This window comes from Promicromonospora sp. MS192 (assembly GCF_049532985.1).
Taxonomy (GTDB): domain Bacteria; phylum Actinomycetota; class Actinomycetes; order Actinomycetales; family Cellulomonadaceae; genus Promicromonospora.
This window is the reverse complement of sequence record NZ_CP186693.1, coordinates 4322040-4347885: the sequence shown is the minus strand read 5'-3', so window position 1 is coordinate 4347885 and position 25846 is coordinate 4322040. Positions and strand designations below refer to the sequence as shown.

Sequence of the window (25846 nt, the reverse complement as noted above, 5' to 3'; positions counted from 1 at the left end):
CGGCGTCACGCACCTTCGGCGAAGCCGAGCTGGCGCCACACCTCGTACACCGCGATCGACGCCGCGTTCGTCAGGTTGAGCGAGCGCCGGCCGGGCAGCATCGGGATGCGCAGCTCGTCCGTGACGCGCGGGTGCGCCAGCGCCTCCGGCGGCAGGCCCGTGGGCTCCGGGCCGAACAGCAGCACGTCTCCGGACCGGTACGCCACGTCGGTGAACCGGGTGGTCGCGCGGGTCGTGAACGCGAACACCCGGGCGTCCGGCAGCGCGTCGAGCGCGACGTCGAGCGAGGGGTGCACGTCCATGACGGCGAGGTCGTGGTAGTCGAGGCCCGCGCGCTTCAGCTTGGCCTCCGACAGGTCGAAGCCCAGCGGCTCCACCAGGTGCAGGCGTGCGCCCGTCACCGCCGCCAGCCGGATCGCGGAACCGGTGTTGCCGGGGATGCGCGGCTCGAAGTACACGATGTGGGCGAGCGGGGGCGGCATGGGGGCGTCAGCGGAGTGCGGCACCCGTCCATTGTCGCTGTAACCTGGGAGCATGACGCACGGGCTGAGCTGGTGGCGGCTGCACTCGCAGCCGTGACCTGACGCGCCCACCCGCACCGAAGTCCCGAGCTGCCCGCCGCAGCCGGGACTTCTGTCGTCGTACCCGACGTCGCGCACGGGCGGCTCCCTCACCAAGGAGACCCGCATGTCCGTCATCACCTCACCCGGAGCACCCACGCCCGCCGTCGCGGCCGCCCGGGAACGCAGCGCCGAGCTGGAGCACCTCGTCGCTCGCAACCCCGCCGGGTACCGCGTACTGACCGGCGACCGCCCCACCGGGGCGCTGCACCTGGGCCACCTGCTCGGTACCGTCGCCAACCGCGTGCGGCTGCAGAACCTGGGTGTGGAGGTGTTCCTGATCGTCGCCGACTACCAGGTCATCACCGACCGGGACGACGCCGGGGACCTGCCCGCCACCGTCCGTGAGGTGCTGCTCGACTACCTCGCGGCCGGCGTGGACCCCGCGCGCAGCACCGTGTTCACCCACTCGGCGGTGCCCGCCCTGAACCAGCTCCTGCTGCCGTTCCTCTCCCTGGTGAGCGTCGCGGAGCTGGAGCGCAACCCGACCGTGAAGGCCGAGGCGGAGGCCTCGGCCGCGCAGGGCCGCCGGGGCACGAGCGGCCTGCTGCTCACCTACCCGGTGCACCAGGCGGCCGACATCCTGTTCTGCCACGGCAACCTGGTGCCGGTCGGCGCCGACCAGCTGCCCCACCTGGAGATCACGCGCACCGTCGCCCGGCGGTTCAACCAGCGCTACGCGGCGGCGCGCCCGTACTTCGCGGAGCCCGACGCACTCGTGACGCCGTCCCTCACCGTGCTGGGCGACGACGGGGTCAAGATGTCGAAGTCACGGGGGAACGCCCTGGAGCTGCGCGCGTCGGAGGACCAGACCGCGGCCTACTTCAAGCGCGCCAGGACCGATGCCGACCGCACGATCACCTACGAGCCCGAGCGCCGGCCCGAGATCGCGAACCTGCTCCGGATCGGCGCGCACTTCTCCGGCACGTCACCGGAGGCGCTCGCCGACGAGGTCGGTCCCGCGGGCGCCGGGCGGCTCAAGGCACTGGTCACCGAGGCGGTGGTCGAAGGTCTGCGTCCGCTGCGGGCCCGACGCCGGGAGCTCGCCTCCGCGGGCCCGCGGTACGTCGCGGACGTGCTCGCGCGCGGGAACGCCCGGGCGAACGAGATCGCGGACCGCACGCTCGACGACGTGCGCGGGCTGATGGGGATGCGGTACTGAGCGGCAGGGGAGCTCCCCGGCCGGGATGCCTCAATAACCCGGCCGGGGAAGCCTGTTCGGGCGGCCGGCGGCGCGACGGGTAGCCACCCGGGAAGGTCGCGCCGCCGACCGCCCGAAGCTCATCGGGCCAGTCGCTCCCGCAGGGCGTCCAGCTGGTCGCGCAGGGCAGCCGGCGTGTGGTCGCCGAACTGCGCGAAGAACTCCTCGGTCAGGTCGGCCTCGGCGAGCCAGGGCCCGGCGGGGACGTCGAACAGGGCGGCGAGATCGGCGTCCGGCACGTCCAGGCCGGTCAGGTTCAGCGTGCCCGGCGCGGGCAGCAGGCCCACGGGCGAGCTGACCGCGGCGTCGTCGGGCCGCAGGCCGCGGCCGGCCTCGACCTGGCCCACGATCCACTCGACGACACGCGAGTTCTCGCCGAACCCGGGCCAGAGGAAGCGGCCGTCGTCGCCCTTGCGGAACCAGTTGACCTGGAAGATCCGCGGGCGCTTCGACTCCTCGATGCCCGCGCCGACCTCCAGCCAGTGCGCCCAGTGGTCGGCCATGTTGTAGCCGCAGAACGGGAGCATCGCGAAGGGGTCGCGGCGCAGCTCACCGAGGGCACCCTCGGCGGCGGCGGTCCGCTCCGAGGAGATGGTCGCGCCCATGAACACACCGTGCTCCCAGCCGAACGACTGGGCCACGAGGGGCACGTTGGTGGCGCGGCGCCCACCGAACACGATCGCGTCGACCGGCACGCCGGCCGGGTCCTCCCAGGTGTCCGCGATGGTGGGGCACTGTGCGGCGGCCACGGTGAAGCGGGAGTTCGGGTGCGCCGCAGGGGTCCCGGAGTCCGGCGTCCAGTCGTTGCCCTGCCAGTCGGTCAGGTGCGCCGGGGGCTCCGGCGTCAGGCCCTCCCACCAGACGTCGCCGTCGTCGGTGAGCGCCACGTTGGTGAAGATGGTGTCGCGGTCGAACGTGGCCACGGCCGTCGGGTTGGTGTCGATGCCCGTACCGGGTGCGACACCGAAGAAGCCGGCCTCGGGATTGATGGCGCGCAGCGTGCCGTCCGGGCCGGGGCGCATCCACACGATGTCGTCGCCCAGGGTCTCGACCGTCCAGCCCGGGATCGTGGGCTGCAGCATCGCCAGGTTGGTCTTGCCGCACGCGCTCGGGAAGGCCGCGGCCAGGTGGTACTGACGCTGCTCGGGCGAGGTGATGCGGATCAGCAGCATGTGCTCGGCGAGCCAGCCCTCGTCGCGGGCCATCGCCGAGGCGATGCGCAGCGCGAAGCACTTCTTGCCGAGCAGGGCGTTGCCGCCGTACCCGGAGCCGTACGACCAGATCTCGCGGCTCTCCGGGAAGTGCACGATGTACTTCGTGTCGTTGCACGGCCAGGCGACGTCCGCCGCACCCTCGGCCAGCGGCGCACCCACCGAGTGCACGGCGGGGACCCACTGCTGCCCGGCGTCGATCAGGCGCAGGATCTCGTCCGAGACCCGCGTCATGACGTGCATCGACACCACGACGTACGGGGAGTCCGTGATCTCGATGCCCACCTGCGAGATGGGGCCGCCCACGGGGCCCATCGAGAACGGCACCACGTACATGGTGCGGCCCTTCATGGAGCCGGCGAAGACGCCCTCCAGCTCGGCGCGCATGTCCGCCGGGTCCACCCAGTTGTTGGTGGGGCCGGCGTCCTCCTCCCGCTCCGAGCAGATGAAGGTGCGGGACTCGACACGGGCCACGTCGGCCGGGTTGGAGCGGGCCAGGTACGAGCCCGGCCGCTTCTCGGGGTTCAGGCCGACGAGCGTGCCGGCGGCCAGCATCTGGTCGATCAGGCGCTGCTTCTCGCCGGCCGAGCCGTCGCACCACACGATCCGGTCCGGCTGGGTGAGCTCGGCGACGCTCGCCACCCAGGCACGCACGTCCTGCCGTCCGGCCTCCTGCGTGTCGCGGCGCGCGGCCCGGGCGTCCGCGTCGGCGGGGGCGGAGCCCTGCTCGGTGGTCACGTCGGAGACGAGCTCGGCGACGAGCCGGGTTCGGCGGGGGTTCGCGAGGACGGACATGTGCGCTCCGATCGTCAAAAGCGGGCCACGGTGGCGGGCTTGTTTCCACTCTCATGTGCGGATCGCCCGGAATTCCAGCCCTCCGGCTGTCAAGAATCGCCGATCTTCACGTAGTGTGAAGGAGCGTGATCCTGCTGCCCGGTCACGGCACGGGGCGGCCGGCCGGCCACGGCGCAGCGGACGGAGGGAGCGAGCCATGCCGAACACCAGCGACACGAGCACCGGCGGCGAGACCGACCTGATCACGCTGGGGCGGCGCATCCGGCACCTGCGCACCGCACGCGGGCTCACGCTGGACGCGCTGGGCGAGCAGGTGGGCTCGGCACCCAGCCTGCTCTCGCTCGTGGAGAACGGCCGGCGCGAACCCCGGCTCGGGCTCCTCCGGTCGATCGCCGAGGCCCTCGGCGTGCCGATGGGCGAGCTGCTCAGCCCCGAGCCGCCGTCGCGCCGCGCGGCCCTGGAGATCGCGCTCGACCGCGCGCAGCGCTCGCCCCTGTTCACCACCCTGGGCGTGCCCGCCGTCAAGCCGAGCCAGAAGCTCCCCACGCCGGTGCTGGAGCAGCTCGTGGGCCTGCACGACGAGCTGGCCCGCCGTGAGCAGCTCGCCATCGCGACGCCCGAGGAGGCGCGCCGCGCCAACACCGACCTGCGCCTGGAGCGGGAGGCCCGCGACAACCACTACCCGCAGTTCGAGGCCGTCGCGGAGCAGATGGTCAAGGCCGCCGGGTACACGGGCGGCGCACTGACCCACCGCACCGTGGCCCGGATGGCCGAGCAGATGGGCTTCACGCTGCTGCACGTCGACGACCTGCCCCGGTCCGCCCGGTCGGTGACGGATCTGCGCAACGGACGCATCTACCTGCCCCCGGCGTCGACCCCGGGTGGCCACGGGCTGCGGTCGCTCGCGCTCCAGGCGCTCGCGCACCGCGTGCTGGAGCACGACCGGCCCAGCTCGTACGGCGAGTTCCTGCGTCAGCGCGTCGAGATCACGTACTTCGCCGCCGCCTGCCTCGCGCCCCAGTTCGTGGCCGTGCCGTTCCTCCAGGACCGCAAGCGCGAGCGCGACCTCGCCGTGGAGGACTTCCGCGACGCGTTCGGCATCACGCACGAGGCGGCGGCGATGCGGCTCACCAACCTCGCCACGCACCACCTCGGCATCCCGCTGCACTTCCTGCGCGTGGGGGCGGACGGCGCCCTCTTCCGCGGCTACGCCAACGACGGCCTGCCGTTCCCCCAGGACGTCACGGGGGCCATCGAGGGGCAGCTCATCTGCCGGCGGTGGGCGGCCCGCGAGGCGTTCGAACGGCGCGACCGGGCCACCGAGTTCTACCAGTACACCGACACCCCCGCGGGCACCTTCTGGTGCTCCACCCAGACCGGCTCCATGTCGCCGTCGGGCGGGCCGGACGGAGGGTCGGGCGCGTTCTCCATCACCGTCGGCGTGCCCTACGCGCACGCCAAGTGGTTCCGCGGCCGCGACACGCAGGTGCGGCGCACGTCCACGTGCCCGGACCCGGCCTGCTGCCAGCGCCCGGCGCCCGAGCTCACCCAGCGGTGGTCCGGCGAGGCGTGGCCGTCCGGCCGCATGCACCAGCAGATCCTCGCGGCCCTGCCACGCGGCGCCTTTCCCGGTGTGGACGACGCCGAGGTCTACGCGTTCCTCGACAAGCACGCCCCCGACTGACCCGAATGTCGGACAGGTCCAGGGGGTCCGATTCCGCCGAGTCCTCCGGGCGTCGCCGGGTTAGCGTAGGCAACCGTGGCATCCAACCTGGCATGTATCGGACTGAACGTCTGGCGGCGTAGCGACTTTCGCGACATGGTGGCGGCGGCCCGCTCGGAGGCGGAGACCATCGCCAAGGACGGCGAGGTCGGCGTCCATATCTGGACCGACGCGTCCGGTGCCCGCCTGGTCATCACCACCGAGGGCGACTTGGTTCGCGTGGTCACGCCCACCTTCTACGCAGCCCCCGGCGCCGTCATGTCCGAGCCGCAGGCGGTCGACGGCGGGCTCGTGCTCGCCGAGCTCGTGAACGACCAGGACGAGGTCTTCACCGAGATCGCCTGCCAGCTCGAGGAGCTCGCCCTGCTCGGCTCGGCGGAGCCGCCGATCGAGGCCCCGGTGTCCGTGGTCGTGCTCGGCAACACGGTGCACGTCACCGGCCGGGCCGACGGCGTCCCGCCCGGCCTGGTCTTCGAGCCTACCGGGGCCTACGCCGCCTCGACCGATGCCACGGCGCACCTGACCGGCGTCGTCCTGGCCGTCGAGGAGCGGTCCGTCAGCCGGACCGGCCAGGGCTTCACCGCCGCCCGCGTGCAGACCGACGGCTTCCAGGTGACGCTCTGCGTCCCCGTCGGCGAGCCGCGCCTGGCTCCCGGCGACGTGCTCGAGATCGACGGCTACGTGGTGGCGTCCATCCCGTCGCTGCGCTGACCCCGACGGCGGCCGGGGCGCCCGCCCGGGAGCTGTGGGGAAATCACTGATGACAGCGGGTGCGGCCCCCTGGTGTGATGGCGTCCGGCCGGTGCGCGTGCGGCCTGCCCCACCGGATCCCGGCCCGAGAGGAAGGCCCCGCCGGATGAGCACCTCCCGAGCCCTGGCCGGCACCACCGCGGCGCTCGTCGCCGTCGTCACCGCTGTGTCGGTCGTCGCTGTGTCGGCCGTCGCTGTACCGGCCGCTGCGGTGCCGGTCACCGCCGTGTCCGCCGTCGCCGCACCGCCCGCGCCCGCCACGCCGCCTGCCGCGTCCGCGGCGTCCCCCGTCGTGTCCGCCGCGCCGCCCGGCGGCACGTACTACGTGCAGAGCGTCACGACCGGGCTCAACGCGGCCGACGCGGCGGGTGCCGTGGAGCAGCACCGCCCCCGGGGCGACGAGGACCACCAGCGCTGGAGGCTGCGGGCCGAGGGGTCCGCCACCGTGCTGGAGAGCGCGGACACGGCGGGGCGCTGCCTGGGCCGGTCCGGGACGCAGGCCCGGACGGTCGCGTGCGGCACGGTGGAGGCGGCCTGGGAGATCGTCGACGCCGGCGCCGACCGTTACCGGCTCAGGGCTCCCGGGACCGACGGCTACCTCGCGGTCGGTCCCCGGCCGAGCGGGGCCGGCTACCCGGCGCAGCTCACGGTGGGCGCGTCCGGGACCCTCGCGGAGTGGTACCTGACCCCGGAGGGCCCGGTGACGAACCCGGCGCCACCGGCCGGCGAGCGCACCCTCGACCAGATGACGTTCCTCACGGCGCACAACGCGTACGCGAACGGTGTGGACGGCGGCTTCGCACCGCCGTTCGTCAACCTCGCGCCCAACCAGGTGCGCGGCATCGAGCAGCAGCTCGCGGACGGCGTGCGCGGGTTCCAGCTCGACGTCCACCAGACGCCGGACGGCGCGATCCTCTGCCACAACAGCTGCACGCTGGTGGGCAGCCCGGTCGCACTGTGGGTCGACCTCCAGCGCATGGTGGACTTCCTGGCGGCCCACCCCGACCAGTTCGTCACCGTGTTCCTGGAGGACTACGTGGACCCGGAGGTGCTGCGCGCCGAGCTCGACCGGGTGACCGGCCTCGCGGACGTGCTCTACCGCCCGGACCTGACCGGGGTCCGTGAGCACGGGTGGCCCACCATGGAGCGGCTCGTCGCGGACGACGACCGGCTCCTGATCTTCAGCGACCACAGCCGGTCCGCGGACGAGTCCGCCGGGCTCACGCGGGACAGCTTCGGAGTGCTGTACCAGCGCGAGTGGACGGTCGAGAACTACTGGTCCATGGGGCCCGGCATCGGCGACTCGGACTGGTCCTGCTACAGCCGGTGGTACGACGCGGGCACGAACATCCCGCTCACGGAGCCCGGCTCCGGGTTCCGGCCGCTGTTCGTGATGAACCACTTCCGGGACGTCCCCGTCGCGGCCACGGCCCGGACGGACAACGAGCGGCTGCTCAACCGGGCGCAACGGTTCTGCCAGCCGGCAGCCCGCAAGAAGCCGACCTACCTCGCCGTGGACCGCTACGACGTGGGCGACCCGGCCGCGGCGGTGGCGACCCTGAACACCTACACCTACTGATCCTGCCGACCGGCACGTGTCAGGCGTACAGGCCACCTGAGGGATCCGTACGCCTGGCACGGTTCAGCCGCGCAGCGGGCCGCCTCGGGCGTCCAGACGGTCCAGCAGCCGGGGGAGGACGTCGCCGAGCCGCAGCCCGTCGTGCTCGAACTCGTTGGTGACCCACGGCTCCACGTTGCCCACGTGCGCGGCGGTCTCCAGCGAGAGCGACGCGTCGACGAACATGTCGTCGAAGTACACGGCGGCCTCGACGGGCACCTCGTTCTCCGCGAGCCGGTGCAGGTCGTACAGGTCGCGCCAGTCCTGCCGCTCCGCGAGCGCGTGGGCGGCCGCCTCGAACGGCCGCAGGGCCTTGATCTCGGAGAACATCCAGGGGTAGATCATCTCGCCGGTCAGCAGCAGCGGCCGGGCCGACTCGTCGAACGCGGGATCGGCGTCGCGCACGGACTGGGCGGCCCACGCCGTCGGGCCGGTGTGGGACTGGGCGTAGATGGACTCGTGCAGCACCGCGTACAGCGGGTTGGTGGCGAACGAGGTCTCGGCCGCGACCGTGGCCAGGAACGTGTCGCTGAGCGGCCCGCCGTGCGGGGAGTCGAACGCCTCGTCGACGATCCAGTGCACCCGCTCGAAACCGGGCTGCATGCCGAAGTCCATGCCGAGGGTCTGGAAGCGACGCGTGGTCAGGACGTCCCCGCCGGGCTCCGTGACCCCGCCCGAGGCGAGCCGGTCGGCGATCTGCCCGAGGGTCTTCACGGCGTGCGGGTAGCGCGCGCGGAACCGCTCGTTCTTGGCCACCACGCGCGGCTGGGTGCGCTCGTAGACCTCCCGGGCCGACGCCGTCAGCCCGGGCAGGCCGCCGGTCACGAGGCTCGCGGCCAGGCCTTCGGGGGCGAACGAGAGGTACGTCATGGTGATGAACCCGCCGTACGACTGCCCGAGCGACGTCCAGCGCCGGCCGTCGAACAGGACCTGCCGCACGTGCTCGGCGTCGTGCACGATGTTGTCGGCGCGGAAGTGCGACAGGTACTCGGCCTGGTCCTGCGCCGAGCCGAGCGCGCCGAGCGTCGCCGCCCGGACGGGCGTGGACCGGCCGGTGCCGCGCTGGTCGAGGAGGATCACGCGGAACCGCTTGAGCGCCTCGCCGACCCAGCCCTCGGGGCCGGTGGGGCGTGGCCCCTTGCCGCCCGGGCCGCCCTGGAGGAAGACGAGGAGCGGCAGGTCCTCGGTGCGGCGGGCCGGGTCCACCAGCTCGCGGGCGAAGACGGAGATGGCGGGGGAGCCGTCGGGCTGGGACCAGTCCAGCGGGACGTCGACGGAGTGGTCGGTCACGTGGACGCCGGGGAGGGAGTAGCTGATGGGCACGGGGCAACGGTATCGGGGCGCGGGGATCCTTCAACCACGACCCGTCGGGGTCCTGCGTCGATCCAACCCTGTGATCACAGGTCGATATAATCGTCGTCATGGGTGACTACGGGAGCGACCTGCGTGCGCGTCGCCTGCGTGCGGGGTTGACGCAGCGTGAGCTGGCCGCGAGGTCTGGTACTTCGCAGCCGGCGATCGCTGCGATCGAGAGGGGCACCCGCAGCCCTGCACTGGAGACGCGTGCCCGGCTCGACGCTGCGCTCCGGCTGCGCCCCTCCCTGCTGCTCGAGGCGGTGCTCGAGCAGGTGCGGGAGGTTCTCGGTAGGTATCGCGTGACCAATCCGCGTGTGTTCGGCTCGGTGGCGCGAGGCGAGGACACCGAGCGGTCCGACGTCGACCTGCTGGTGACGGTCCCGGCGGACTTCGACATCTTCGACAAGGCCCTGCTCAGCGAGGCGCTGGAGGATGTGGTCGGAGTTCCGGTCGACGTGGTTCCGGACGACGCGCGGGGGCCCGTGGTCGCGCGCGCACGGGCGGAAGCGGTTCCGCTGTGACGGCCGACGGGGCGCTCGGCGGCGCGGCAGCTGGGCGGGAAAAGGTCGACCGGTACCTGGCGGACCTCGCAAGGTTCGGCGAGCAGGCGCGTCGGCTCGTCGCCGAAGGGCGCGACGCGTACCTGGCCCCGACGTTCGACGGCGAGCGGAACAGGGGTTTTGGTGAGCACATCGTGCTGAACATCGCGACCGTGGCTGAGCGGCTCCCGGACTGGTTCAAGGACCAGCACCCCGACGTCGGCTGGCCGGCGCTCAGGGGGGTGCGCAACGTGATCGCACATGTCGACGACGGCGTGGACGACGAGCTGGTGTGGCGCGCGCTGGAGAAGCGCGTGCCGCAGATGATCGAGCAGCTCGTCGACCGGGACGGGCGAGCGTTGCAAAAATAGAGTGGTTGCTCTAATAATTGAGGTATGACGACCACCCCGGTGCGCCAGCCGCCCGCGCTCCCCGTCCTGATCGGCCTCGGCACGCTCGCCCTCGGCCTCGTGCTGGGCTGGTTCGCGTCGCCGCTGGCGGGTGGGCTGGCCGGGCTGATCGACGCGACGCCGCTGCCGGTGCCCGGCGTGCTCCGGCTGGTCGAGTCGCTGTCCCTGCCGTGGTCCCTCGGCATCCTCGGCGGTCTCGGTCTCGTGGGTGGAGCCTTCCTCGCCACGGTCACCGTGGGCGAGGCGCCGGTCCTGACCGTGGCGCGCGACCACCTGGAGCACGAGCAGGAGGAGCGGGCCGCCTGGGTCGAGCGCTCGGACGTCGGAGCCGTGTTCCGGGACCGGAGCGACCTGGTGCTGCTGCGGCCCGACGGCGGTCTGCGTGCCCGGCTGGACGTCGACACCCTGCCCGCCGCCCGGGTGCGCGACGCACTGGCGGAGCACGGCTGGCCGTGGTCGGAGGCCGACCCGCACGAGCAGCGGTTCGAACGCTGGGTCGACGGCCGGCCGGGGTTCACGGCGGCCGAGCACGAGGTGCTGCGCCGTCGGCTCGCGGAGCGCAAGGACGCCGTCGCACGCCGGGCGGCGGACGAGGAGCTGGACGCGCTCGGGCTCGTGGCGCGGCTCCGGGACGACCGGCTCCAGGTCCGTCGTACGGCGTCGGCCGCGGGGGGTTCGCGTGGCACGGACCGTTGATCCCGCACGGCACGAGGCCCGCCGGCTCGTCATCATCGACGCCGCGTTCACCGTCTTCGCCGAGCGGGGGTACGACGGCGCCACCACCGCCGCGATCTGCCGGCAGGCGGGCATCGGGTCGGGCACGTTCTTCCACTACTTCCCGACGAAGCGGGACGTGCTGCTGGCGATCCTGACGCTCGGCGTGGCCGAGGTGCGGGAGCGCGCCGAAGCCTACGCGGGACGGACGGATGCGCTCGGTGTGCTCCTCGACGTCGTACGGCGCGGCGCCGAGGACGCAGCGGACCCCCGGATGCCCGGGTTCGTGCGCGCGGTGGGCGGCATCATGCAGCAGCCGGACGTCGCGGCGATGCTGGAGGAGGACGCCCGGGCGCAGCGCGAGCTGATGCTGCCGTGGGTCGAGCGGGCGCAGCGGGCGGGCCAGATCCGGGCCGACCTCGGGCCCGAGCGGATCGTCTCGTGGCTCTACCTGCTCACCGACGGGTTCCTCGGCCGTGCGGCGTCGGAGGACGGCTTCACGGTCGAGGCCGAGACGGAGACGCTGGTCGACGCCGCCCGTCGTTTCCTGGCTCCCTGACGTGCCAGACGCCCAGGCCACCGGGGTGGCCTGGGCGTCTGGCGGTGCTACCGGGCGTCCTCGCTACTGGACGTCCTCGTCGACCCAGTCGAACGTCTTCGTGACCGCCTTCTTCCAGCTCCGGTACAGGCGGTCCCGTTCGGCCTCGTCCATCGCCGGTTCCCAGCGCCGGTCCTCGGCCCAGTTGGCGATCACGTCCGACTCGCCCTGCCAGAAGCCGACGGCGATACCGGCCGCGTAGGCGGCGCCGAGCGCCGTCGTCTCGGCGACCACCGGGCGGACGACGGGCACGCCGAGCTGGTCGGCCTGGAACTGCATGAGCAGCTCGTTGGCGACCATGCCGCCGTCGACCTTGAGCTCCGTGAGGTCCACGCCGGAGTCGGCCTTCATGGCGTCCATGACCTCGCGGGTCTGGAACGCCGTCGCCTCCAGCGCGGCACGCGCGATGTGGTTGCGGTTCACGTACCGGGTCAGGCCCACCAGCGCACCGCGCGCGTCGGGCCGCCAGTACGGCGCGAACAGGCCGGAGAACGCCGGCACGAAGTAGGCGCCGCCGTTGTCCTCGACCTTGCGGGCGTACCACTCGACGTCGGGCGCGTCCGCGAACAGGCCCAGGTTGTCGCGCAGCCACTGCACGAGCGAGCCCGTGACGGCGATGGACCCCTCCAGGGCGTAGATCGGCGCGGCGTCGCCGATCTTGTAGCAGACCGTGGTGAGCAGGCCGTTCTCGGAGGGCACCTTCTCCGTGCCCGTGTTGAGCAGCATGAAGTTGCCGGTGCCGTAGGTGTTCTTCGCGGTGCCGACGTCGAAGCACGCCTGGCCGAACGTCGCGGCCTGCTGGTCGCCGAGGATGCCCGCGATGGGGACACCGGGCACCATGCCGCGCGGGCGGCCCTTGCCGTACACCTCGGAGGAGGAGCGGATCTCCGGCAGCATCGACAGGGGGATGCCCATGTCGGCGGCGATGTCCTCGCGCCAGGACAGCGTGTCGAGGTCCATGAGCATGGTGCGCGACGCGTTCGTGACGTCGGTGACGTGCACGCCGCCGTCGGGCCCGCCGGTCATGTTCCACAGCACCCACGCGTCCGTGTTGCCGAACAGCAGGTCGCCGCGGTCCGCCGCCTCGCGGGCGCCCTCCACGTTGTCGAGGATCCACTTCACCTTGGGGCCGGAGAAGTAGGTGGCGAGCGGCAGGCCCACCACCGACTTGTACTTGTCGGGGCCCTCGGAGCCGCCGAGCTCGTCGACGATCGCCTGCGTGCGGGTGTCCTGCCACACGATCGCGTTGTAGACGGGCTTGCCCGTGGTCTTGTCCCACACCACCGTGGTCTCGCGCTGGTTGGTGATGCCCACGGCGGCGAGGTCGGTGTGGTTGAGGTTCGCCTTGGTCAGGGCGAGCCCGACGACCTGACGGGTGTTGTCCCAGATCTGGTCGGGCTTGTGCTCCACCCAGCCGGCCTTCGGGAAGACCTGGTCGTGCTCGATCTGGCCCGTGGACACGATGGTCCCGGCGTGGTTGAACACGATCGCCCGGGTGCTCGTGGTGCCCTGGTCGATCGCGAGTACGTAGTCAGCCATCGGAAGAGACTCCCTTGTCCATGTCGTGGTCCGTGTCGAGGGTGCGGCTACAGGGCCGCGATGAGCAGTCCGCCCAGGGCGCCGCCGACCAGCGGGCCGAGCACCGGGACCCACGAGTAGGCCCAGTCGCTCCCGCCCTTGCCCGGGATGGGCAGCAGGAAGTGGGCGATACGCGGACCGAAGTCACGCGCCGGGTTGATGGCGTACCCCGTGGGGCCACCGAGGCTCGCACCGATACCGAGCACCAGGAGCGCGGCGGCCAGCGGCCCCATGTCCCCGGGCCAGTTCGCGAACGACAGGATGACGAAGACCAGCATGAACGTCGCGACGGCCTCGGTGACGAAGTTCCAGGCGTACGACCGGATCTCCGGACCCGTCGAGAAGACGCCGAGCTTGACCGCCGGGTCGGCGTCCAGGTCGAAGTGCTGCTTGTAGGCCAGGTACGCGAGGACGGCGCCCACGAAGGCACCGACGAGCTGCGCGGCCCAGTAGACGAGCAGGTTGCCGAAGGTGGCGGCGATGCCGGGACCGAACTCCTCGGCGCCGCTGGTGAGGATGCCGAGCGTCACCGCCGGGTTGATGTGTGCGCCGGACTTCAGCGAGACGAACACACCGGCGAAGACCGCGAGGCCCCACCCGAAGTTGATCATCAGCCAGCCGCCGTTGAAGCCCTTGGTCTTGGGGAGGATCGCGTTGGCCACCACGCCGGCGCCACCGAGGATCAGGATCATGGTGCCGAGGAACTCGGGCACCACGATGTCCGTGAATGCGTTCATCGCTGACTCGCTCTCTGCCGACAACGCTGTCGGCGTACGGGGGTGAACCCGGCGGCTCCACAGGGGTAGCTCGTCGGCGGACTAGTGGGGATGTACTGGTCGGTCTCCTTGGTTGCTTGCCTGACCCCGGGGCGCGTGGTCCCGGGGTGTCTCAGCCCCGGAGCGGCTGCATCGCCGCCACGTCCGGGGTCGTCTGACGTGCCTGCTCGGCGGCCTCGTCGTCGGGCGCCTCCTCCGCGTGCCGCTCGGCCTCGATCCGCGCCTGCCACGACCGGACCTCGCGCTCCGTGTCGGACACGTCCCAGCCGAGCAGCGGCGCCACGATCGAGGCGACCTCCTCGGCGGCCTCCGTGCCACGGTCGGGGACCTCGTAGACCAGGCGGGTGCGGTGCGACAGCACGTCCTCCAGGTGGAGGGCGCCCTCGTGGCTCACCGCGTAGTACACCTCGGCCCGCAGGTACGCGGGGGCGTGCTCCAGCGGTACGGCGAGCGACGGGTCGGCGTCGCACAGCTCGACGATCTCGGCCAGGTTGGCGCCGTACCGGTGCAGCAGGTGGTCCAGCAGCGGGGGAGCCCAGCCGAACCGCTTGCCCCAGGTGCGGGCCTGGCGCTGCACGGCCCGCAGGCCGACCGCGCCCGTGAGCGGGATCTGGTGCGTGATCGACGGGAGGGCGGCCGCGCGCTGACCGATCGCGAAGTCGACCGCGTCCTTGGCCATGACCCGGTACGTGGTCAGCTTGCCGCCCGCGATGACGGTCAGGCCCGGCGTCGGGGAAGCCACCGTGTGCTCGCGGCTCACCTTCGCGCTGCTGGTGCCGGCCTTGGTGCCCGGCTGGAGCAGCGGACGCAGGCCCGCGTAGGTGCCGATGATGTCTTCCCTGCTCAGCGGGTGTGCGAGGACCGCGTTGGCGTGGTCCAGCACGTAGTCGATGTCGGCGCTGGTGGCCACGGGGTGGGTCGGGTCGAGGTCCCACGGCGTGTCCGTGGTGCCGATGATCCAGTACCGGCTCCACGGGATGACGAACAGCACCGACTTCTCGGTCTGCAGGATGAGCCCGGCGTTCCCGCGGATGCGCTCGCGCGGGACGACGAGGTGCACACCCTTGCTGGCGAGCACCCGCAGGCCGCCCTCCGACCCGGCCAGGGCCTCGGTGTCCTCGGTCCAGACCCCCGTCGCGTTGATGACCGAGCGGGCCCGGACGGTGATCTCCTTGCCGCTCTCCAGGTCCACGACGACGGCGCCGTTCACCGCACCCGTCGCACCCTGCGTGAGGCTCACGACCTGCGTGCGGCTCGCGGCGTGCGCGCCGTAGCTCGCGGCCGTGCGGATGAGGGTGGCGACCAGGCGGGCGTCGTCGACCGAGGCGTCCCAGTACTGCACCGCGCCGACGGCGGCGTCGTGGGCCAGGTCCGGGAACTTGGCCTCCATCTGGGCCTTGCTCAGGTGCCGGTGGAACGGCATCGGACGGCGGCCCGGGGTGAGCGTCGCGAGCACGTCGTACAGGGCGATGCCCGTGCCCACGTAGGCCCGCTCCCAGACGCGGTGCTCCAGCGGATACAAGAACGGGACCGGTCGCACCAGGTGCGGTGCGAGGTCCCGGAGGAGCAGGTCGCGCTCGGTGAGCGCTTCGTGGACCAGCTCGAAGTCGAGCATCTGCAGGTAGCGCAGGCCGCCGTGGACCAGCTTGCTGCTGCGGCTGGACGTTCCCTGCGCCCAGTCCTGCGCCTCGACCACGGCGGTGGACAACCCGCGCGTGACGGCGTCGAGCGCTATGCCGGCGCCGGTGACGCCGCCCCCGATCACCAGGACGTCGAGCTCGGCCGAGGGGCTCACGCTGGCCTCGAGGGCCGCCAGCGCTTGCGCCCTCGCATCTGCGGTCAGGCGTGTGGATGCCATGCGCCAAACTCACCACGCATTCCGCTACTTGGCAAGACCTTTGCCCTGCGGGTCGGGGTGTGGTGGGATGTTCTCTTGCTCACTTCCTGTTCAGGGCGGGTTTTGGCCAGGCGTTTTGCCTGGAATTGTGCGCCGGCGGGCGGTGGGGACGAAGCGGTGCGGCGCGGTGTCGCGCCCCGGCCGTAGTGTGGCGCCGTGACGACACCCGAGGCGCCCGCTGCGCCCGTGATCCGGCCTGCTCTCCCCGCCGACGTGCGGACGATCCGCGACCTGGTCGAGCCGCTCAGCCGCCGTCGCATCCTGCGGCCGTACGAGATGGTCGGCTACTACGAGGCGGTGCAGGAGTTCCTGGTGGCGACCGACCCGGCCGCGCCCGCGGACGCCCCCGCCGTCGGGTGCGGGGCGCTGCACGTGATGTGGGACGACCTCGCCGAGGTGCGCACGCTCGCGGTGCACGAGGACTGGCGCGGCCGCCGGGTGGGTCACGCCCTGCTGCAGGCGCTCGTCGAGCGGGCCCGTGCGCTCGGGCTGCGCCGGGTGTTCTGCCTGACCTTCGAGGTCGAGTTCTTCGCCGCGCACGGCTTCCGCGAGATCGACGGCACCCCCGTGACGCCGGAGGTCTACACCGAGCTGCTGCGCTCGTACGACGAGGGCGTGGCCGAGTTCCTCGACCTGGCACGCGTCAAGCCCAACACCCTCGGCAACTCGCGCATGCTCCTGGAGCTCTGACCGCCACAGGGACCCGGCGCCCCGGCGAGCGGGGCTACCGCGGCAGGTGGAGGCGGTCGGCGTCGTCCTGCTCCGCGAGCCCGTCCTCGACGAGGCCCGCGATCGCGCGGTCCAGCTGCGCCCGGTCGGGCCACAGGGTCGCGAGCAGGGCCCGGGCCACGGGCTCGTCCGCCTGGCGCAGCTCGGCCATGACCCGCCCGCGCGCCTGCCGGTCGGTACCCGCCCAGGCCTGCGTGCGGCGCTTGTCGGCGTGGGCGTCCGGCGGCGAGCCCGCCCTGCGCCAGGCGCACAGCCCGGCGACGGGGCAGGCCGTGCACCGCGGTGCCTTCGCCGTGCAGACCAGCGCGCCCAGCTCCATCGAGGCGGCGGCCCAGCGCGCGGCCCCGGCGTCGTCGTCCGGCGCGAGGACGGTCGCCAGCGCCCGCTCGGCCGCGGTGTACGACGGCGCGGGGAGCGCCACCCCACCCACCGCCCGGGCCAGCACCCGCCGCACGTTGGTGTCCACCACGACCGACCGCAGGCCGTACGCGAACGCCAGCACGGCGGCGGCCGTGTACTCGCCGACGCCGGGCAGCGCCCGCAGCTCGTCCTCCGTACGCGGCACCACACCACCGTGCCGCTCGACGATCGCCCTCGCGCACTCCTGGAGCCGCAGCGCACGGCGCGGGTAGCCGAGACGACCCCAGGCCCGCAGCACGTCCGCGGTCGGGGCCTGCGCGAGGTGCGCCGGCGTCGGCCACTGCTCCAGCCACGCCCGCCAGGCCGGCTCGACCCGGACCACAGGGGTCTGCTGCAGCATGACCTCGCTGACCAGCACGCCCCACGGCGTCCGGTCGGGCGCGCGCCAGGGCAGGTCCCGCGCCGCGCCGTCGAACCAGCGCACGACGCCGGAACGCAGCTCGTCGTGCCGTGTCTCCTCCACAACCGTCACGAGGCCTCATCCTGCCGCACGACGCACCGTGCGCGACGTCCGGGGGCTCTGCGCGGGGCTTCACCCGGTACCAGGTGAAGTAGGACACGTGACCGACTCGGCGGCGCGGCTGCGACCCGGGCCGCGGGCGGCGTCGTATTTTGGAGGCACGGATCGTGGTGACGCGAAGCGTCATCGCACGTCAGGACGTATCAGCAGGGGGATCAGCAGGTGGTCAGTGCACCGGAGCGGGCCGAGCGGGCTCCGGGCCCGGACATGGACCAGGGGCCCGGGGGCAGGCGTCCGCGCCGGCGCGGACGCGCGATCGCCGTGCTGGTGGTGCTCGCGCTCGGCGGCGTCGGGGTCGCGGTCACGTGGCCGCGCGCCGAGCCGTCCATCGTGTCGGACAAGGTGAACCCGCCGTCCCCCGTGGACCCGAACGCCGCCGCGTCGCCCTGCACGGCCGAGGACCTCGACGTCGGGCTCGCGGCCGACCGCCTCGCCGTCACGCCCGGGGAGCCGGTGCGGTTCACCGTGTCGGTGCGGAACGAGGGCGAGGTGCAGTGCCTCGTCGACGCTCCCCGGCGGAACCTCGCCGTGACCGTCTACCAGGGCGAGGTGGGCGAAGCCACGGCGAAGAGGGTGTGGTCGTCCGCCGACTGCGCCGACGCCGAGGAGGAACGGCTGCTGCTCCTCGGCCCCGGCGACGTGGACGTCACCGAGACGAGCTGGTCCGACGCCCGCTCCGTGCCCGGCTGCGAGCCCGGTCAGCCCCGGCTGTCCGCCGGCGAGTACACCGCGCAGGTCACGCTCGCCGACGTGGAGGGTGCGACGAGCGACGTCGTGCGGCTGACGTACACGGTGCCGGAACCCAGTGGGTCGCCGTCGCCGTCAGCGTCGGGGTCGGCGTTGCCGTCGGGGTCGCCGTCTCCGTCGGCGAGCGAGCCGGGAGAGGCGGGAACCGAGCCGGGCGAGGACGCCGGGTCGGAGCGGGACTCGTCGGAGGCCGACGCGTCGGAGGGGGACTCGTCGGAGGGGGACGCGTCGAAGAGGGACGCAGGGCCGAGCGAGAAGTCGGCCCAGTCCTGAACCGCCCCGAACCGTCCGTCCGGTTCGGCGCCGGGACCCGACGGGTCAGGTCGCAGCTCCGGCGGTCCCCGCCGCGTCAGACGTAGCGTTCCAGGATGCTCGACTCCGCGAGGCGCGACAGCCCCTCGCGGATCGTCCGGGCGCGCTGCTCGCCCACACCGTCGACCGACATGAGGTCGTCCACGCTGGCCGCGAGAAGCTTCTGCAGGCTGCTGAAGTGGCCCACGAGCCGCTCGATGGTGGAGCTCGGCAGCCGCGGCACCTTGGACAGCAGCCGGTAGCCGTGCGGCGCGACGGCGGCGTCGAGCGCGTCGCCACCGCCGGGCAGGTCCAGGATGCGGCCGATCTGGCTCATGTCGAGGAGCTGCTGCGACGTGAGCGCGGACAGCTCGGACTGCACGTCGGCGAGCGTGCGGTCCTTGCGGCCCAGCACGTAGTCGCGGATCACGAACTCCCGGTCCGAGCCGACGTCGCCGATGAGCTCGTCGAGCTGCAGCGCCAGCAGACGGCCGTCCACCCCGAGCTCGATCACGTAGCCCGCGATCTCGTCCGAGATGCGCCCCACCATCTCCAGGCGCTGCACCACGGAGCAGACGTCGCGCACCGTGACCAGGTCCTCGATCTCCAGCGCGGACAGCGTGCCCGACACCTCGTCGAGGCGGGCCCGGTAGCGCTCCAGCGTCGCGAGGGCCTGGTTGGCGCGGCCGAGGATGGTGTCCGAGTCCTCCAGCACGTGCCGCTGGCCACCCACGTAGAGCGCGACGATCCGCATCGACTGGCTCACGGAGATCACCGGGAAGCCGGTCTGCTTGGCCACCCGCTCTGCCGTGCGGTGCCGGGTGCCGGACTCGGTGGTCTCTATCGTCGGGTCGGGCAGGAGCTGCACGGCCGCGCGCCGGATGCGGGTGGCGCCGCGGTCGAGCACCACCGCGCCGTCCATCTTGGACAGCTCGCGCAGGCGCGTCGCGGAGAAGTCGACGTCGAGCGCGAAACCGCCGGAGCAGATCTGCTCCACGATCGGGTCCAGGCCGAGCACGATGAGCGCTCCGGTCCGGCCGCGCAGGATGCGTTCCAGTCCGTCGCGGAGCTCGGTCCCGGGCGCGACGGCGGCCAGGGTCTCCCGGAGCAGCTCGTCAGGGTGCGAGGAGGTCGTGGCCACGAAGAAATCCTACGCTGTGCGCTGGGTCACAAGCAGTTCGTTTCACGAACCGGTCACGCCCCGTCCATCCTCCTGTCGTCTCCGCGACCCGTGGACTGGGCCCACTCCACGGCGTCGCGGATGTGCGCCGCCTCGACCAGGCGGAGCCCGTCGGGTGCCTTGACACCGGTGCCGTGCGGCACGACGGCGTGCTCGAACCCCAGGCGCGCGGCCTCGCCGAGCCGGCGCTCCAGCCCGGCGACCGGGCGCAGGTCCCCGGCCAGGCCCACCTCGCCGATGGCGACGGTGGCACCGGGCAGCGGCCGTCCGGTCCGCGCGGAGACCAGGGCCAGGGCGGCAGCGAGGTCCGACGCCGGCTCCGTGATCCGGGCGCCGCCCACCGTGGAGGCGTAGACGTCCTGGTCGGCGAGCCGCAGCCCGCCGTGCCGGTGCAGCACCGCCAGGATCATGGCGAGCCGGCTGGAGTCCACGCCGCTCGTCGCGCGGCGCGGGTTGTTCAGCGGGCTGGGCGCCACGAGACCCTGGACCTCGACGGCGAGCGGACGTCGTCCCTCCAGCGTGACCGTGATGCACGACCCCGCGATCCCCGAGCCCGCGTGCGACAGGAACAGGCCCGACGGGTCGGGCAGCCCGACGATGCCGTCCTCCGACAGGTCGAAGCAGCCCACCTCGTCCGTGGGGCCGTACCGGTTCTTCACCGCGCGAATCATCCGCAGGCGGGAGTGCCGGTCGCCCTCGAACTGGCAGACCACGTCGACCAGGTGCTCCAGGGTGCGCGGCCCGGCCACCGAGCCGTCCTTCGTCACGTGCCCCACCAGGATGGTCGGGATCTGGCGCTCCTTGGCCACGGCGATCAGCGCGGCGGCGACCTCCCGGACCTGCGACACCCCGCCGGGGGCGCCGTCCACCTGCGCGGACGCGATGGTCTGCACCGAGTCCACGATGAGCATGTCCGGCTGGTTGGCCTCCAGGTGGCCCAGCACCGTGCCCAGGTCGGTCTCGGCCGCGAGGAGCAGGGTGGGCGACAGCGCACCGATGCGCTCGGCGCGCAGCCGGACCTGGCCGGCCGACTCCTCGCCGGTCACGTACAGCACGGTGCGCGGCGACTCGAAGCCGTCGCGGCCCAGGGCGCCGTCGGCCACGTTGCTGGCGACGGCGAGCAGCAGCGTGGACTTGCCGACGCCCGGCTCGCCCGCGAGGAGGATCACGGCGCCGGGCACCAGGCCGCCGCCCAGCACCCGGTCGAGCTCGCCCACACCCGTCGGGTTGGCGCGCGCCGACTCCACGTCGATGTCGGCGATGGGCCGTGCAGGCTCGCGTGCGGGGGACACGGCAGCGGTGCGCGGGCCCGACGGTGCCGCCCCCTCCTCGCTGACCGTGCCCCACGCCTGGCACTCCCCGCAGCGGCCCACCCACTTGACGGTGGTCCAGCCGCACTCGGTACAGCGGTACGCGGGCCGGGCCCGCTTGGAGGTCGATGAGGTCACGGCGTCACGGTACGTGCCACCACTGACACGGGCCGGGACGGGCACGCGTGCGGGCCGGGGTCCCGGCCGCGTGCCTCCGCGCGAATGTCGGTGCCGCGACATAAGGTGCCGACTGAGCCCGCGCCGTACCCGGCGGCAGGGGCACAGCGGCAGGAGTGCAGGGGAGCCAGACATGACGGACCAGCGTGTGAGGTCACCGCGTACCGGTGCCACCGCATCGGTCGCGCCCAGGAAGGCGTCGCCCGCGGTGTACCGCCGTCGCCGGCTCGTCGTCGTGGTCGGCCTGCTCGTCGTCGTGCTCGCGGTGGTGCTCGTCGCCGGCTTCGTCTGGCCGGGTTTCTGGCGTGCCGAGCAGACGCCGCAGCCGGTCCCCACCGTGACGGTCACCGCCCCGGTCCCCACCCCGACGGTGAAGGCGATGGAGCGCGCCTCCGACGAGACCGCCTTCCAGAAGGCGCTGCCGTCGTCGGTGCTGCAGTTCGCGCTCGGGTCCCTCGGCGAGGCCGAGGAGCCCAAGGAGCAGGGCGCGCTGGAGGCGTGGAACGCCGAGTACACCGACGGCGACCAGGGCGAGGTGGCGCTCGTCGCGGGCCAGTGGGCCACGTCCGAGGAGGCGGCCACGGCGGCCGCGGCCTGGACCAAGGCCGCGGGCGAGGCCGACCGCGAGGGCGACGTCAAGGTCGGCAAGAAGGTCGTGGGCCAGTACGCGATCGTGCCGGCGGACGGCGGCACGGCCGTGGTCGTCTGGCAGAACGGGACCGCTGTGCTGCAGGCCACGGGCCCGGCCGACACGATGGAGGACTTCTACGCGGCGTTCCCGCTGTGACCCCGCTGGGGGAGAATGACGGTGTGAACCAGCGACTTGCGGTGCTCGGTGCCGGGAACATGGGTGAGGCGGTGCTCGCGGGGGCACTGTCGGCGGGCTGGGCGGCGTCCGACGTCGTGGCCACCGTGCGGACCGAGGCCCGCGCCCAGCATCTTCGTGAGACATATCAGGTGGCGACCACCAGCGACAACGTCGCCGCGGTGCGGGGTGCCGGCCTGGTCCTCGTGGGTGTGAAGCCGAAGGACGTCGGTGCGCTGCTCGACGAGGTCGCCCCGGCGCTGGACCCGGCGGCCGTGGTCGTCACGGTCGCGGCCGGGCACCCCACGACGTTCTACGAGGAGCGGCTGCCCGCCGGCACCGCCGTCGTGCGGACCGTGCCGAACACGCCCGCCGCGATCGGCGCCGGCATCACGGCGATCGCCCCGGGCGTGGCAGCCACCGAGGTGCACCTCGCCGCGGTGGAGCACCTGCTCGCGGGCACGGGCGCCGTGGTGCGCGCGGCGGAGAAGGATCTCGACGCCGTCACCGCGATCTCCGGGTCCGGCCCTGCGTACGTCTTCTACGTGGCCGACGCGCTCGCCGAGGCCGGCGTGCTGCTGGGGCTGACGCGCGACGTCGCGCGCCGGCTCGCGACGCAGACGCTGCTCGGCGCGTCGCGGCTCATGGAGGAGTCCGGCGAGCACCCGGTCCTCCTGCGGGAGCGCGTCACGTCACCGGGGGGCACGACGGCGGCCGCGCTGCGGGCGCTGGACGACGGCGGTGTGCGCGCGTCGTTCCTGGCAGCCGCCGCCGCCGCGCGTGACCGCGCCCGGCAGCTGGGTGGATGATTCCGCCGTGACCATCTCTCGACCCGCGACGACGCGGCCGCCGGCCATGGCCGACGTCGCCGCGCTGGCGGGCGTGTCCCACCAGACCGTCTCCCGGGTGCTCAACGGGCACCGGAGCGTGCGCCCGGAGACGCGCGAGAAGGTGCTGGAGGCCATCGCCGAGCTGGGCTACCGCCGCAACAGCGCCGCGCGGGCGCTGGTCACGGCGCGGTCGACCACGGTGGGCGTGGTGACCACGGGGTCGCCGCTGTTCGGCCCGTCGAGCACGCTGATCGCCGTCGAGGAGGCCGCGCGCGAGCAGGGCTGGTACGTCAGCGTCGCGACGCTGCGCCGCTACGACGCCGCGACCCTGCACGACGCGCTGGAGCACTTCATGGACCAGGCGGTCGAGGGCATCGTGGTCATCGCGCCGCACACCGACGTGGCCGAGGCCGTGGAGTCGTTCCGGGCACCCGTGCCCGTGGTCCTCATCGCCGCCCGCGAGCTGCGGCCGGACGTGCCGGTGATCCCGCTGGCCGTCGACCAGCGGGCAGGTGCGCGGCTCGCCGTCGAGCACCTGGTCGAGCTCGGGCACCAGCGGATCCTGCACGTCGCCGGACCCCGGGACTGGCTGGACGCCGTGCAGCGCGAGGACACCTGGCGTGCGGTCCTGGTCGAGCACGGTCTGCCCGTGCCCGAACCGGTGGTCGCGAGCTGGACCGCGGACAACGGCTACACGACGGGTATCGACCTCGCACAGCGCATCAAGGCCGGCGACGGCCCGACGGCCGTCTTCGCGGCCAACGACCAGCTCGCCCTCGGGCTGCTGCGCGCCTTCTGGGAGTCCGGCCTGTCGGTGCCCGACGACGTGTCAGTGGTCGGCTTCGACGACGTCGCGGGCTCCGGTCACTTCATCCCGCCGCTGACCACCGTGCGGCAGCCGTTCGTCGCCCTGGGGAGGCGGAGCGTCGCGTTGCTCCTCGCCGCCGTCGACGGCGGCGACCCGGCGGCCGAGCTCATCGCGCCGGAGCTCGTGGTCCGCCGGAGCGCGGCCGCACCGCGGCGGTGAGGACACCGGCACCCGGCGTCAGGCTGCCGGGCGTCCGGCTGTCGGGTGCCAGGCTGTCGGGTGCCAGGCTGCCGGGAGTCCGTCCGGCGCGCTGACGAGCCCGCCGACGGGGCGTTGACACGTCCGCGAGGCAGTGGCAGAGTCGCGGGCCACGGGATGTTCACGTTCACATTCCGCTATCGGGTGATGTCGCCCGATGTTCCCGGACATCGACGTCCAGGTGAGTCCGGACACTGTCGTCCGGAGAAAGGGGGTGCGCCGGTGCCTGGTCGTCGCCTGCCGAGCCGTCGCGTGTCCGCGGCGGGCTGGACCTTCGTCGTGCCGTTCCTGGCGGCCTTTACCTTCGCGTTCCTCGCGCCGGTGCTCTACTCGCTCTACCTCAGCCTCTTCCGCAACCAGCTCATGGGCGGCAACCGCTTCGTGGGCCTGGACAACTACTCGGCCGCGCTCACCGATCCGAAGTTCTGGGACGGCGCCGGCCGCGTGCTGCTCTTCCTGGTGGTCCAGGTGCCGATCATGCTCGCCGTGGCCCTTGCCGCCGCGCTCGTCATCGACAGCGGGCGGCTCTTCGGCAAGCGCTTCACCCGGATCGCGCTGTTCGTGCCCTACGCGGTGCCCGGCGTCGTCGCCGTGCTCATGTGGGGGTTCTTGTACGGCGACCGGATCGGGCTCGTCGGCTGGATCAACGACGCGGTGGGCTCCGACCTGCTGGCCCCGTTCTCCAGGCCATGGCTGCTCGTCTCGATCGGCAACATCGTGACCTGGGAGTTCGTGGGCTACAACATGCTCATCCTCTACTCGGCTCTCCGTACCGTCCCGGGCGAGCTCTACGAGGCGGCCGCGATCGACGGCGCCGGGCAGTGGCGGGTGATCACCGCGGTGAAGCTCCCGGCGCTGCGCGGCGCGCTGGTGATCGCGACGATCTTCTCGATCATCGGCAGCTTCCAGCTCTTCAACGAGCCGAACATCCTCAAGGTCCTGGCGCCGACGCTCATCTCGTCGTCGTACACGCCCAACATGTACGCCTACAACCTGAGCTTCCTGGGCCAGCAGGTCAACTACGCGGCGGCCGTCGCGATCATCATGGGCGTGCTCACCGCGGTGATCGCCTACGTGGTGCAGCTCCGCGGCACGAGGAGGGAGGGCTGATGGCGCACTCGTTCGCGCGGCCACGCAGGTCGGTGGTCCTCACGGTGCTGATGGCGGGCCTCGTCGTCTACTCGCTGGCGCCGCTCTGGTGGCTGCTGGTCAGCTCGACCAAGACGCAGGAGGCGCTGGCCGGCTCCTTCGGCCTCTGGTTCGCGGGGCCGTTCGCCCTGTTCGACAACATCGCCGCGGTGCTCACCTACCAGGACGGCGTCTTCGTGCGCTGGTTCGGCAACACGGTGGTCTACGTGGTGGCCGGTGCCGGCGGCGCCACGCTGCTGGCGACCCTCGGCGGCTACGGCCTGGCGAAGTACCGGTTCAAGGGCCGGTCGGCGGTGTTCGCGACGATCATCGGCGCGGTCGCCGTGCCGGGCGCGGCCCTCGCGGTGCCGACGTTCCTCATGTTCAGCGAGCTCGGGCTGACCAACACGATGTGGTCGGTCATCCTGCCCACCCTGGTCTCCCCGTTCGGCCTCTACCTGATGTGGGTGTTCGCCACGGAGGCCATCCCCACGGAGCTGCTGGAGGCCGCCCGCGTCGACGGGGCGAGCGAGTGGCGCACGTTCTTCACCATCTCGCTGCGCCTGCTGGCACCCGGCGTCGTCACCGTCGCGCTGTTCGCGATCGTCGCGACGTGGAACAACTACTTCCTGCCCCTGATCATGCTCTCCGACCGTGACCTGTTCCCTCTCGCCATCGGGCTCGCGAGCTGGAACGCGGATGCGACCGGCGTGGGTGCCACACCGGTCTTCCACCTGGTCATCACGGGTGCGGTGCTCACCATCCTGCCGATCGTCGTGGCGTTCCTGCTGCTGCAGCGCTACTGGCAGTCCGGTCTGGGAGCCGGGGGTGTGAAGGGATGAACGGTTGCGTCAAGG

At 72.8% G+C, this 25846-nt stretch carries 24 protein-coding genes; 15 read left to right on the top strand and 9 right to left on the bottom strand.

Annotated elements, in window-relative coordinates; all coding sequences use genetic code 11:
- Nucleotides 1–5 precede the first annotated feature (5 nt).
- Nucleotides 6–482: a tRNA (cytidine(34)-2'-O)-methyltransferase gene (locus tag ACO229_RS19475; RefSeq protein WP_397433335.1), complete on the bottom strand. Its 477-nt coding sequence runs from the start codon at nt 480–482 to the stop codon at nt 6–8.
- Between the two features lie 205 nt (nt 483–687).
- Here ACO229_RS19475 and trpS point away from each other — a divergent pair, with 205 nt between their 5' ends.
- Nucleotides 688–1782 carry a tryptophan--tRNA ligase gene (trpS, locus tag ACO229_RS19470; RefSeq protein WP_423462511.1) on the top strand — a complete coding sequence of 365 codons (1095 nt, stop codon included), beginning with the start codon at nt 688–690 and terminating at the stop codon, nt 1780–1782.
- Nucleotides 1783–1901: 119 nt separating this feature from the next.
- Here the strand turns inward: trpS and ACO229_RS19465 are convergent, their stop codons facing one another.
- Nucleotides 1902–3827, bottom strand: a complete 1926-nt coding sequence (locus ACO229_RS19465) for a phosphoenolpyruvate carboxykinase (GTP) (RefSeq protein WP_423462510.1) — start codon at nt 3825–3827, stop codon at nt 1902–1904.
- Nucleotides 3828–4023: 196 nt separating this feature from the next.
- On the opposite strand from ACO229_RS19465, the gene ACO229_RS19460 reads away from it, so the two are divergent.
- The 3 genes from ACO229_RS19460 (at nt 4024) to ACO229_RS19450 (ending at nt 7879) form a co-directional block, all read left to right on the top strand.
- Nucleotides 4024–5511 carry a helix-turn-helix domain-containing protein gene (locus tag ACO229_RS19460; RefSeq protein ID WP_397433305.1) on the top strand — a complete coding sequence of 496 codons (1488 nt, stop codon included), beginning with the start codon at nt 4024–4026 and terminating at the stop codon, nt 5509–5511.
- A 135-nt stretch (nt 5512–5646) separates the two neighbouring features.
- Nucleotides 5647–6261, top strand: a complete 615-nt coding sequence (locus tag ACO229_RS19455; RefSeq protein ID WP_423462509.1) for a hypothetical protein — start codon at nt 5647–5649, stop codon at nt 6259–6261.
- 145 nt (nt 6262–6406) lie between these two features.
- Entirely contained in the window at nt 6407–7879 is a 1473-nt protein-coding gene (locus ACO229_RS19450; protein WP_423462508.1) for a hypothetical protein, read from the top strand.
- Between the two features lie 63 nt (nt 7880–7942).
- On the opposite strand, the gene ACO229_RS19445 is transcribed toward ACO229_RS19450, so the two are convergent.
- On the bottom strand, nt 7943–9241 hold the full coding sequence (locus ACO229_RS19445; protein ID WP_423462507.1) for an alpha/beta fold hydrolase: 1299 nt from the start codon (nt 9239–9241) through the stop codon (nt 7943–7945).
- 98 nt (nt 9242–9339) lie between these two features.
- Between ACO229_RS19445 and ACO229_RS19440 the strand changes: the two genes are divergently transcribed.
- The 4 genes from ACO229_RS19440 to ACO229_RS19425 are packed head-to-tail and all read left to right on the top strand — an operon-like array spanning nt 9340 to nt 11496.
- Nucleotides 9340–9795, top strand: a complete 456-nt coding sequence (locus ACO229_RS19440) for a helix-turn-helix domain-containing protein (protein WP_423462506.1) — start codon at nt 9340–9342, stop codon at nt 9793–9795.
- Nucleotides 9792–10184 carry a DUF86 domain-containing protein gene (locus tag ACO229_RS19435; RefSeq protein WP_423462505.1) on the top strand — a complete coding sequence of 131 codons (393 nt, stop codon included), beginning with the start codon at nt 9792–9794 and terminating at the stop codon, nt 10182–10184. The genes ACO229_RS19440 and ACO229_RS19435 overlap by 4 nt, the downstream gene beginning before the upstream one ends.
- A 24-nt stretch (nt 10185–10208) precedes the next feature.
- Complete coding sequence (locus ACO229_RS19430; RefSeq protein ID WP_423462504.1) at nt 10209–10919, top strand: YqeB family protein; 711 nt, start codon at nt 10209–10211, stop codon at nt 10917–10919.
- Nucleotides 10903–11496 carry a TetR/AcrR family transcriptional regulator gene (locus tag ACO229_RS19425; RefSeq protein WP_397412965.1) on the top strand — a complete coding sequence of 198 codons (594 nt, stop codon included), beginning with the start codon at nt 10903–10905 and terminating at the stop codon, nt 11494–11496. The genes ACO229_RS19430 and ACO229_RS19425 overlap by 17 nt, the downstream gene beginning before the upstream one ends.
- 63 nt (nt 11497–11559) lie before the next feature.
- On the opposite strand, the gene glpK is transcribed toward ACO229_RS19425, so the two are convergent.
- The 3 genes from glpK to ACO229_RS19410 form a co-directional block, all read right to left on the bottom strand.
- Nucleotides 11560–13074 (bottom strand): glycerol kinase GlpK, encoded by a 1515-nt coding sequence (gene glpK / locus ACO229_RS19420; RefSeq protein WP_397412966.1) that lies wholly within the window; start codon nt 13072–13074, stop codon nt 11560–11562.
- Nucleotides 13075–13121: 47 nt separating this feature from the next.
- Nucleotides 13122–13850 carry an MIP/aquaporin family protein gene (locus ACO229_RS19415; protein ID WP_397412967.1) on the bottom strand — a complete coding sequence of 243 codons (729 nt, stop codon included), beginning with the start codon at nt 13848–13850 and terminating at the stop codon, nt 13122–13124.
- A gap of 151 nt (nt 13851–14001) precedes the next feature.
- On the bottom strand, nt 14002–15747 hold the full coding sequence (locus ACO229_RS19410; protein WP_397412968.1) for an FAD-dependent oxidoreductase: 1746 nt from the start codon (nt 15745–15747) through the stop codon (nt 14002–14004).
- Nucleotides 15748–15942: 195 nt separating this feature from the next.
- Here ACO229_RS19410 and ACO229_RS19405 point away from each other — a divergent pair, with 195 nt between their 5' ends.
- Nucleotides 15943–16476 carry an amino-acid N-acetyltransferase gene (locus tag ACO229_RS19405; RefSeq protein ID WP_397412969.1) on the top strand — a complete coding sequence of 178 codons (534 nt, stop codon included), beginning with the start codon at nt 15943–15945 and terminating at the stop codon, nt 16474–16476.
- A 34-nt stretch (nt 16477–16510) separates the two neighbouring features.
- Here the strand turns inward: ACO229_RS19405 and ACO229_RS19400 are convergent, their stop codons facing one another.
- Nucleotides 16511–17407: an A/G-specific adenine glycosylase gene (locus tag ACO229_RS19400; protein WP_397433313.1), complete on the bottom strand. Its 897-nt coding sequence runs from the start codon at nt 17405–17407 to the stop codon at nt 16511–16513.
- Nucleotides 17408–17617: 210 nt separating this feature from the next.
- On the opposite strand from ACO229_RS19400, the gene ACO229_RS19395 reads away from it, so the two are divergent.
- A complete protein-coding gene (locus ACO229_RS19395; protein WP_423462503.1) occupies nt 17618–18475 on the top strand; it encodes a hypothetical protein in 858 nt (285 codons plus the stop codon).
- 76 nt (nt 18476–18551) lie between these two features.
- Here ACO229_RS19395 and disA read toward each other — a convergent pair whose 3' ends face one another.
- Both disA and radA read right to left on the bottom strand, forming a co-directional pair.
- Nucleotides 18552–19634 (bottom strand): DNA integrity scanning diadenylate cyclase DisA, encoded by a 1083-nt coding sequence (gene disA / locus ACO229_RS19390; protein ID WP_397412972.1) that lies wholly within the window; start codon nt 19632–19634, stop codon nt 18552–18554.
- A gap of 53 nt (nt 19635–19687) precedes the next feature.
- The gene (gene radA, locus ACO229_RS19385; protein WP_397433315.1) at nt 19688–21121 is read right to left on the bottom strand and encodes a DNA repair protein RadA; all 1434 of its coding nucleotides are present in this window, start codon (nt 21119–21121) and stop codon (nt 19688–19690) included.
- A 172-nt stretch (nt 21122–21293) separates the two neighbouring features.
- On the opposite strand from radA, the gene ACO229_RS19380 reads away from it, so the two are divergent.
- From ACO229_RS19380 to ACO229_RS19360, 5 genes are all read left to right on the top strand, one after another.
- A complete protein-coding gene (locus ACO229_RS19380) occupies nt 21294–21947 on the top strand; it encodes a hypothetical protein (RefSeq protein ID WP_397433317.1) in 654 nt (217 codons plus the stop codon).
- 23 nt (nt 21948–21970) lie between these two features.
- On the top strand, nt 21971–22774 hold the full coding sequence (gene proC, locus ACO229_RS19375; protein ID WP_423462502.1) for a pyrroline-5-carboxylate reductase: 804 nt from the start codon (nt 21971–21973) through the stop codon (nt 22772–22774).
- Nucleotides 22775–22820: 46 nt separating this feature from the next.
- Nucleotides 22821–23822 carry a LacI family DNA-binding transcriptional regulator gene (locus ACO229_RS19370; protein WP_397413059.1) on the top strand — a complete coding sequence of 334 codons (1002 nt, stop codon included), beginning with the start codon at nt 22821–22823 and terminating at the stop codon, nt 23820–23822.
- 186 nt (nt 23823–24008) lie between these two features.
- Entirely contained in the window at nt 24009–24971 is a 963-nt protein-coding gene (locus ACO229_RS19365; protein WP_423462501.1) for a carbohydrate ABC transporter permease, read from the top strand.
- Nucleotides 24971–25831 carry a carbohydrate ABC transporter permease gene (locus ACO229_RS19360; protein WP_397412977.1) on the top strand — a complete coding sequence of 287 codons (861 nt, stop codon included), beginning with the start codon at nt 24971–24973 and terminating at the stop codon, nt 25829–25831. The genes ACO229_RS19365 and ACO229_RS19360 overlap by 1 nt, the downstream gene beginning before the upstream one ends.
- Nucleotides 25832–25846: the final 15 nt, after the last annotated feature.

Coding starts and splice junctions, on each gene's coding strand:
- ACO229_RS19455 (WP_423462509.1), top strand. CDS start 5,647: ATGGTGGCGGCGGCCCGCTCGGAGGCGGAGACCATCGCCAAGGACGGC.
- ACO229_RS19415 (WP_397412967.1), bottom strand. CDS start 13,850: ATGAACGCATTCACGGACATCGTGGTGCCCGAGTTCCTCGGCACCATG.
- ACO229_RS19465 (WP_423462510.1), bottom strand. CDS start 3,827: ATGTCCGTCCTCGCGAACCCCCGCCGAACCCGGCTCGTCGCCGAGCTC.
- trpS (WP_423462511.1), top strand. CDS start 688: ATGTCCGTCATCACCTCACCCGGAGCACCCACGCCCGCCGTCGCGGCC.
- ACO229_RS19360 (WP_397412977.1), top strand. CDS start 24,971: ATGGCGCACTCGTTCGCGCGGCCACGCAGGTCGGTGGTCCTCACGGTG.
- ACO229_RS19460 (WP_397433305.1), top strand. CDS start 4,024: ATGCCGAACACCAGCGACACGAGCACCGGCGGCGAGACCGACCTGATC.
- ACO229_RS19380 (WP_397433317.1), top strand. CDS start 21,294: ATGACGGACCAGCGTGTGAGGTCACCGCGTACCGGTGCCACCGCATCG.
- ACO229_RS19410 (WP_397412968.1), bottom strand. CDS start 15,747: ATGGCATCCACACGCCTGACCGCAGATGCGAGGGCGCAAGCGCTGGCG.
- ACO229_RS19440 (WP_423462506.1), top strand. CDS start 9,340: ATGGGTGACTACGGGAGCGACCTGCGTGCGCGTCGCCTGCGTGCGGGG.
- ACO229_RS19365 (WP_423462501.1), top strand. CDS start 24,009: ATGTCGCCCGATGTTCCCGGACATCGACGTCCAGGTGAGTCCGGACAC.
- glpK (WP_397412966.1), bottom strand. CDS start 13,074: ATGGCTGACTACGTACTCGCGATCGACCAGGGCACCACGAGCACCCGG.
- ACO229_RS19450 (WP_423462508.1), top strand. CDS start 6,407: ATGAGCACCTCCCGAGCCCTGGCCGGCACCACCGCGGCGCTCGTCGCC.
- ACO229_RS19475 (WP_397433335.1), bottom strand. CDS start 482: ATGCCGCCCCCGCTCGCCCACATCGTGTACTTCGAGCCGCGCATCCCC.
- ACO229_RS19430 (WP_423462504.1), top strand. CDS start 10,209: ATGACGACCACCCCGGTGCGCCAGCCGCCCGCGCTCCCCGTCCTGATC.
- ACO229_RS19370 (WP_397413059.1), top strand. CDS start 22,821: ATGGCCGACGTCGCCGCGCTGGCGGGCGTGTCCCACCAGACCGTCTCC.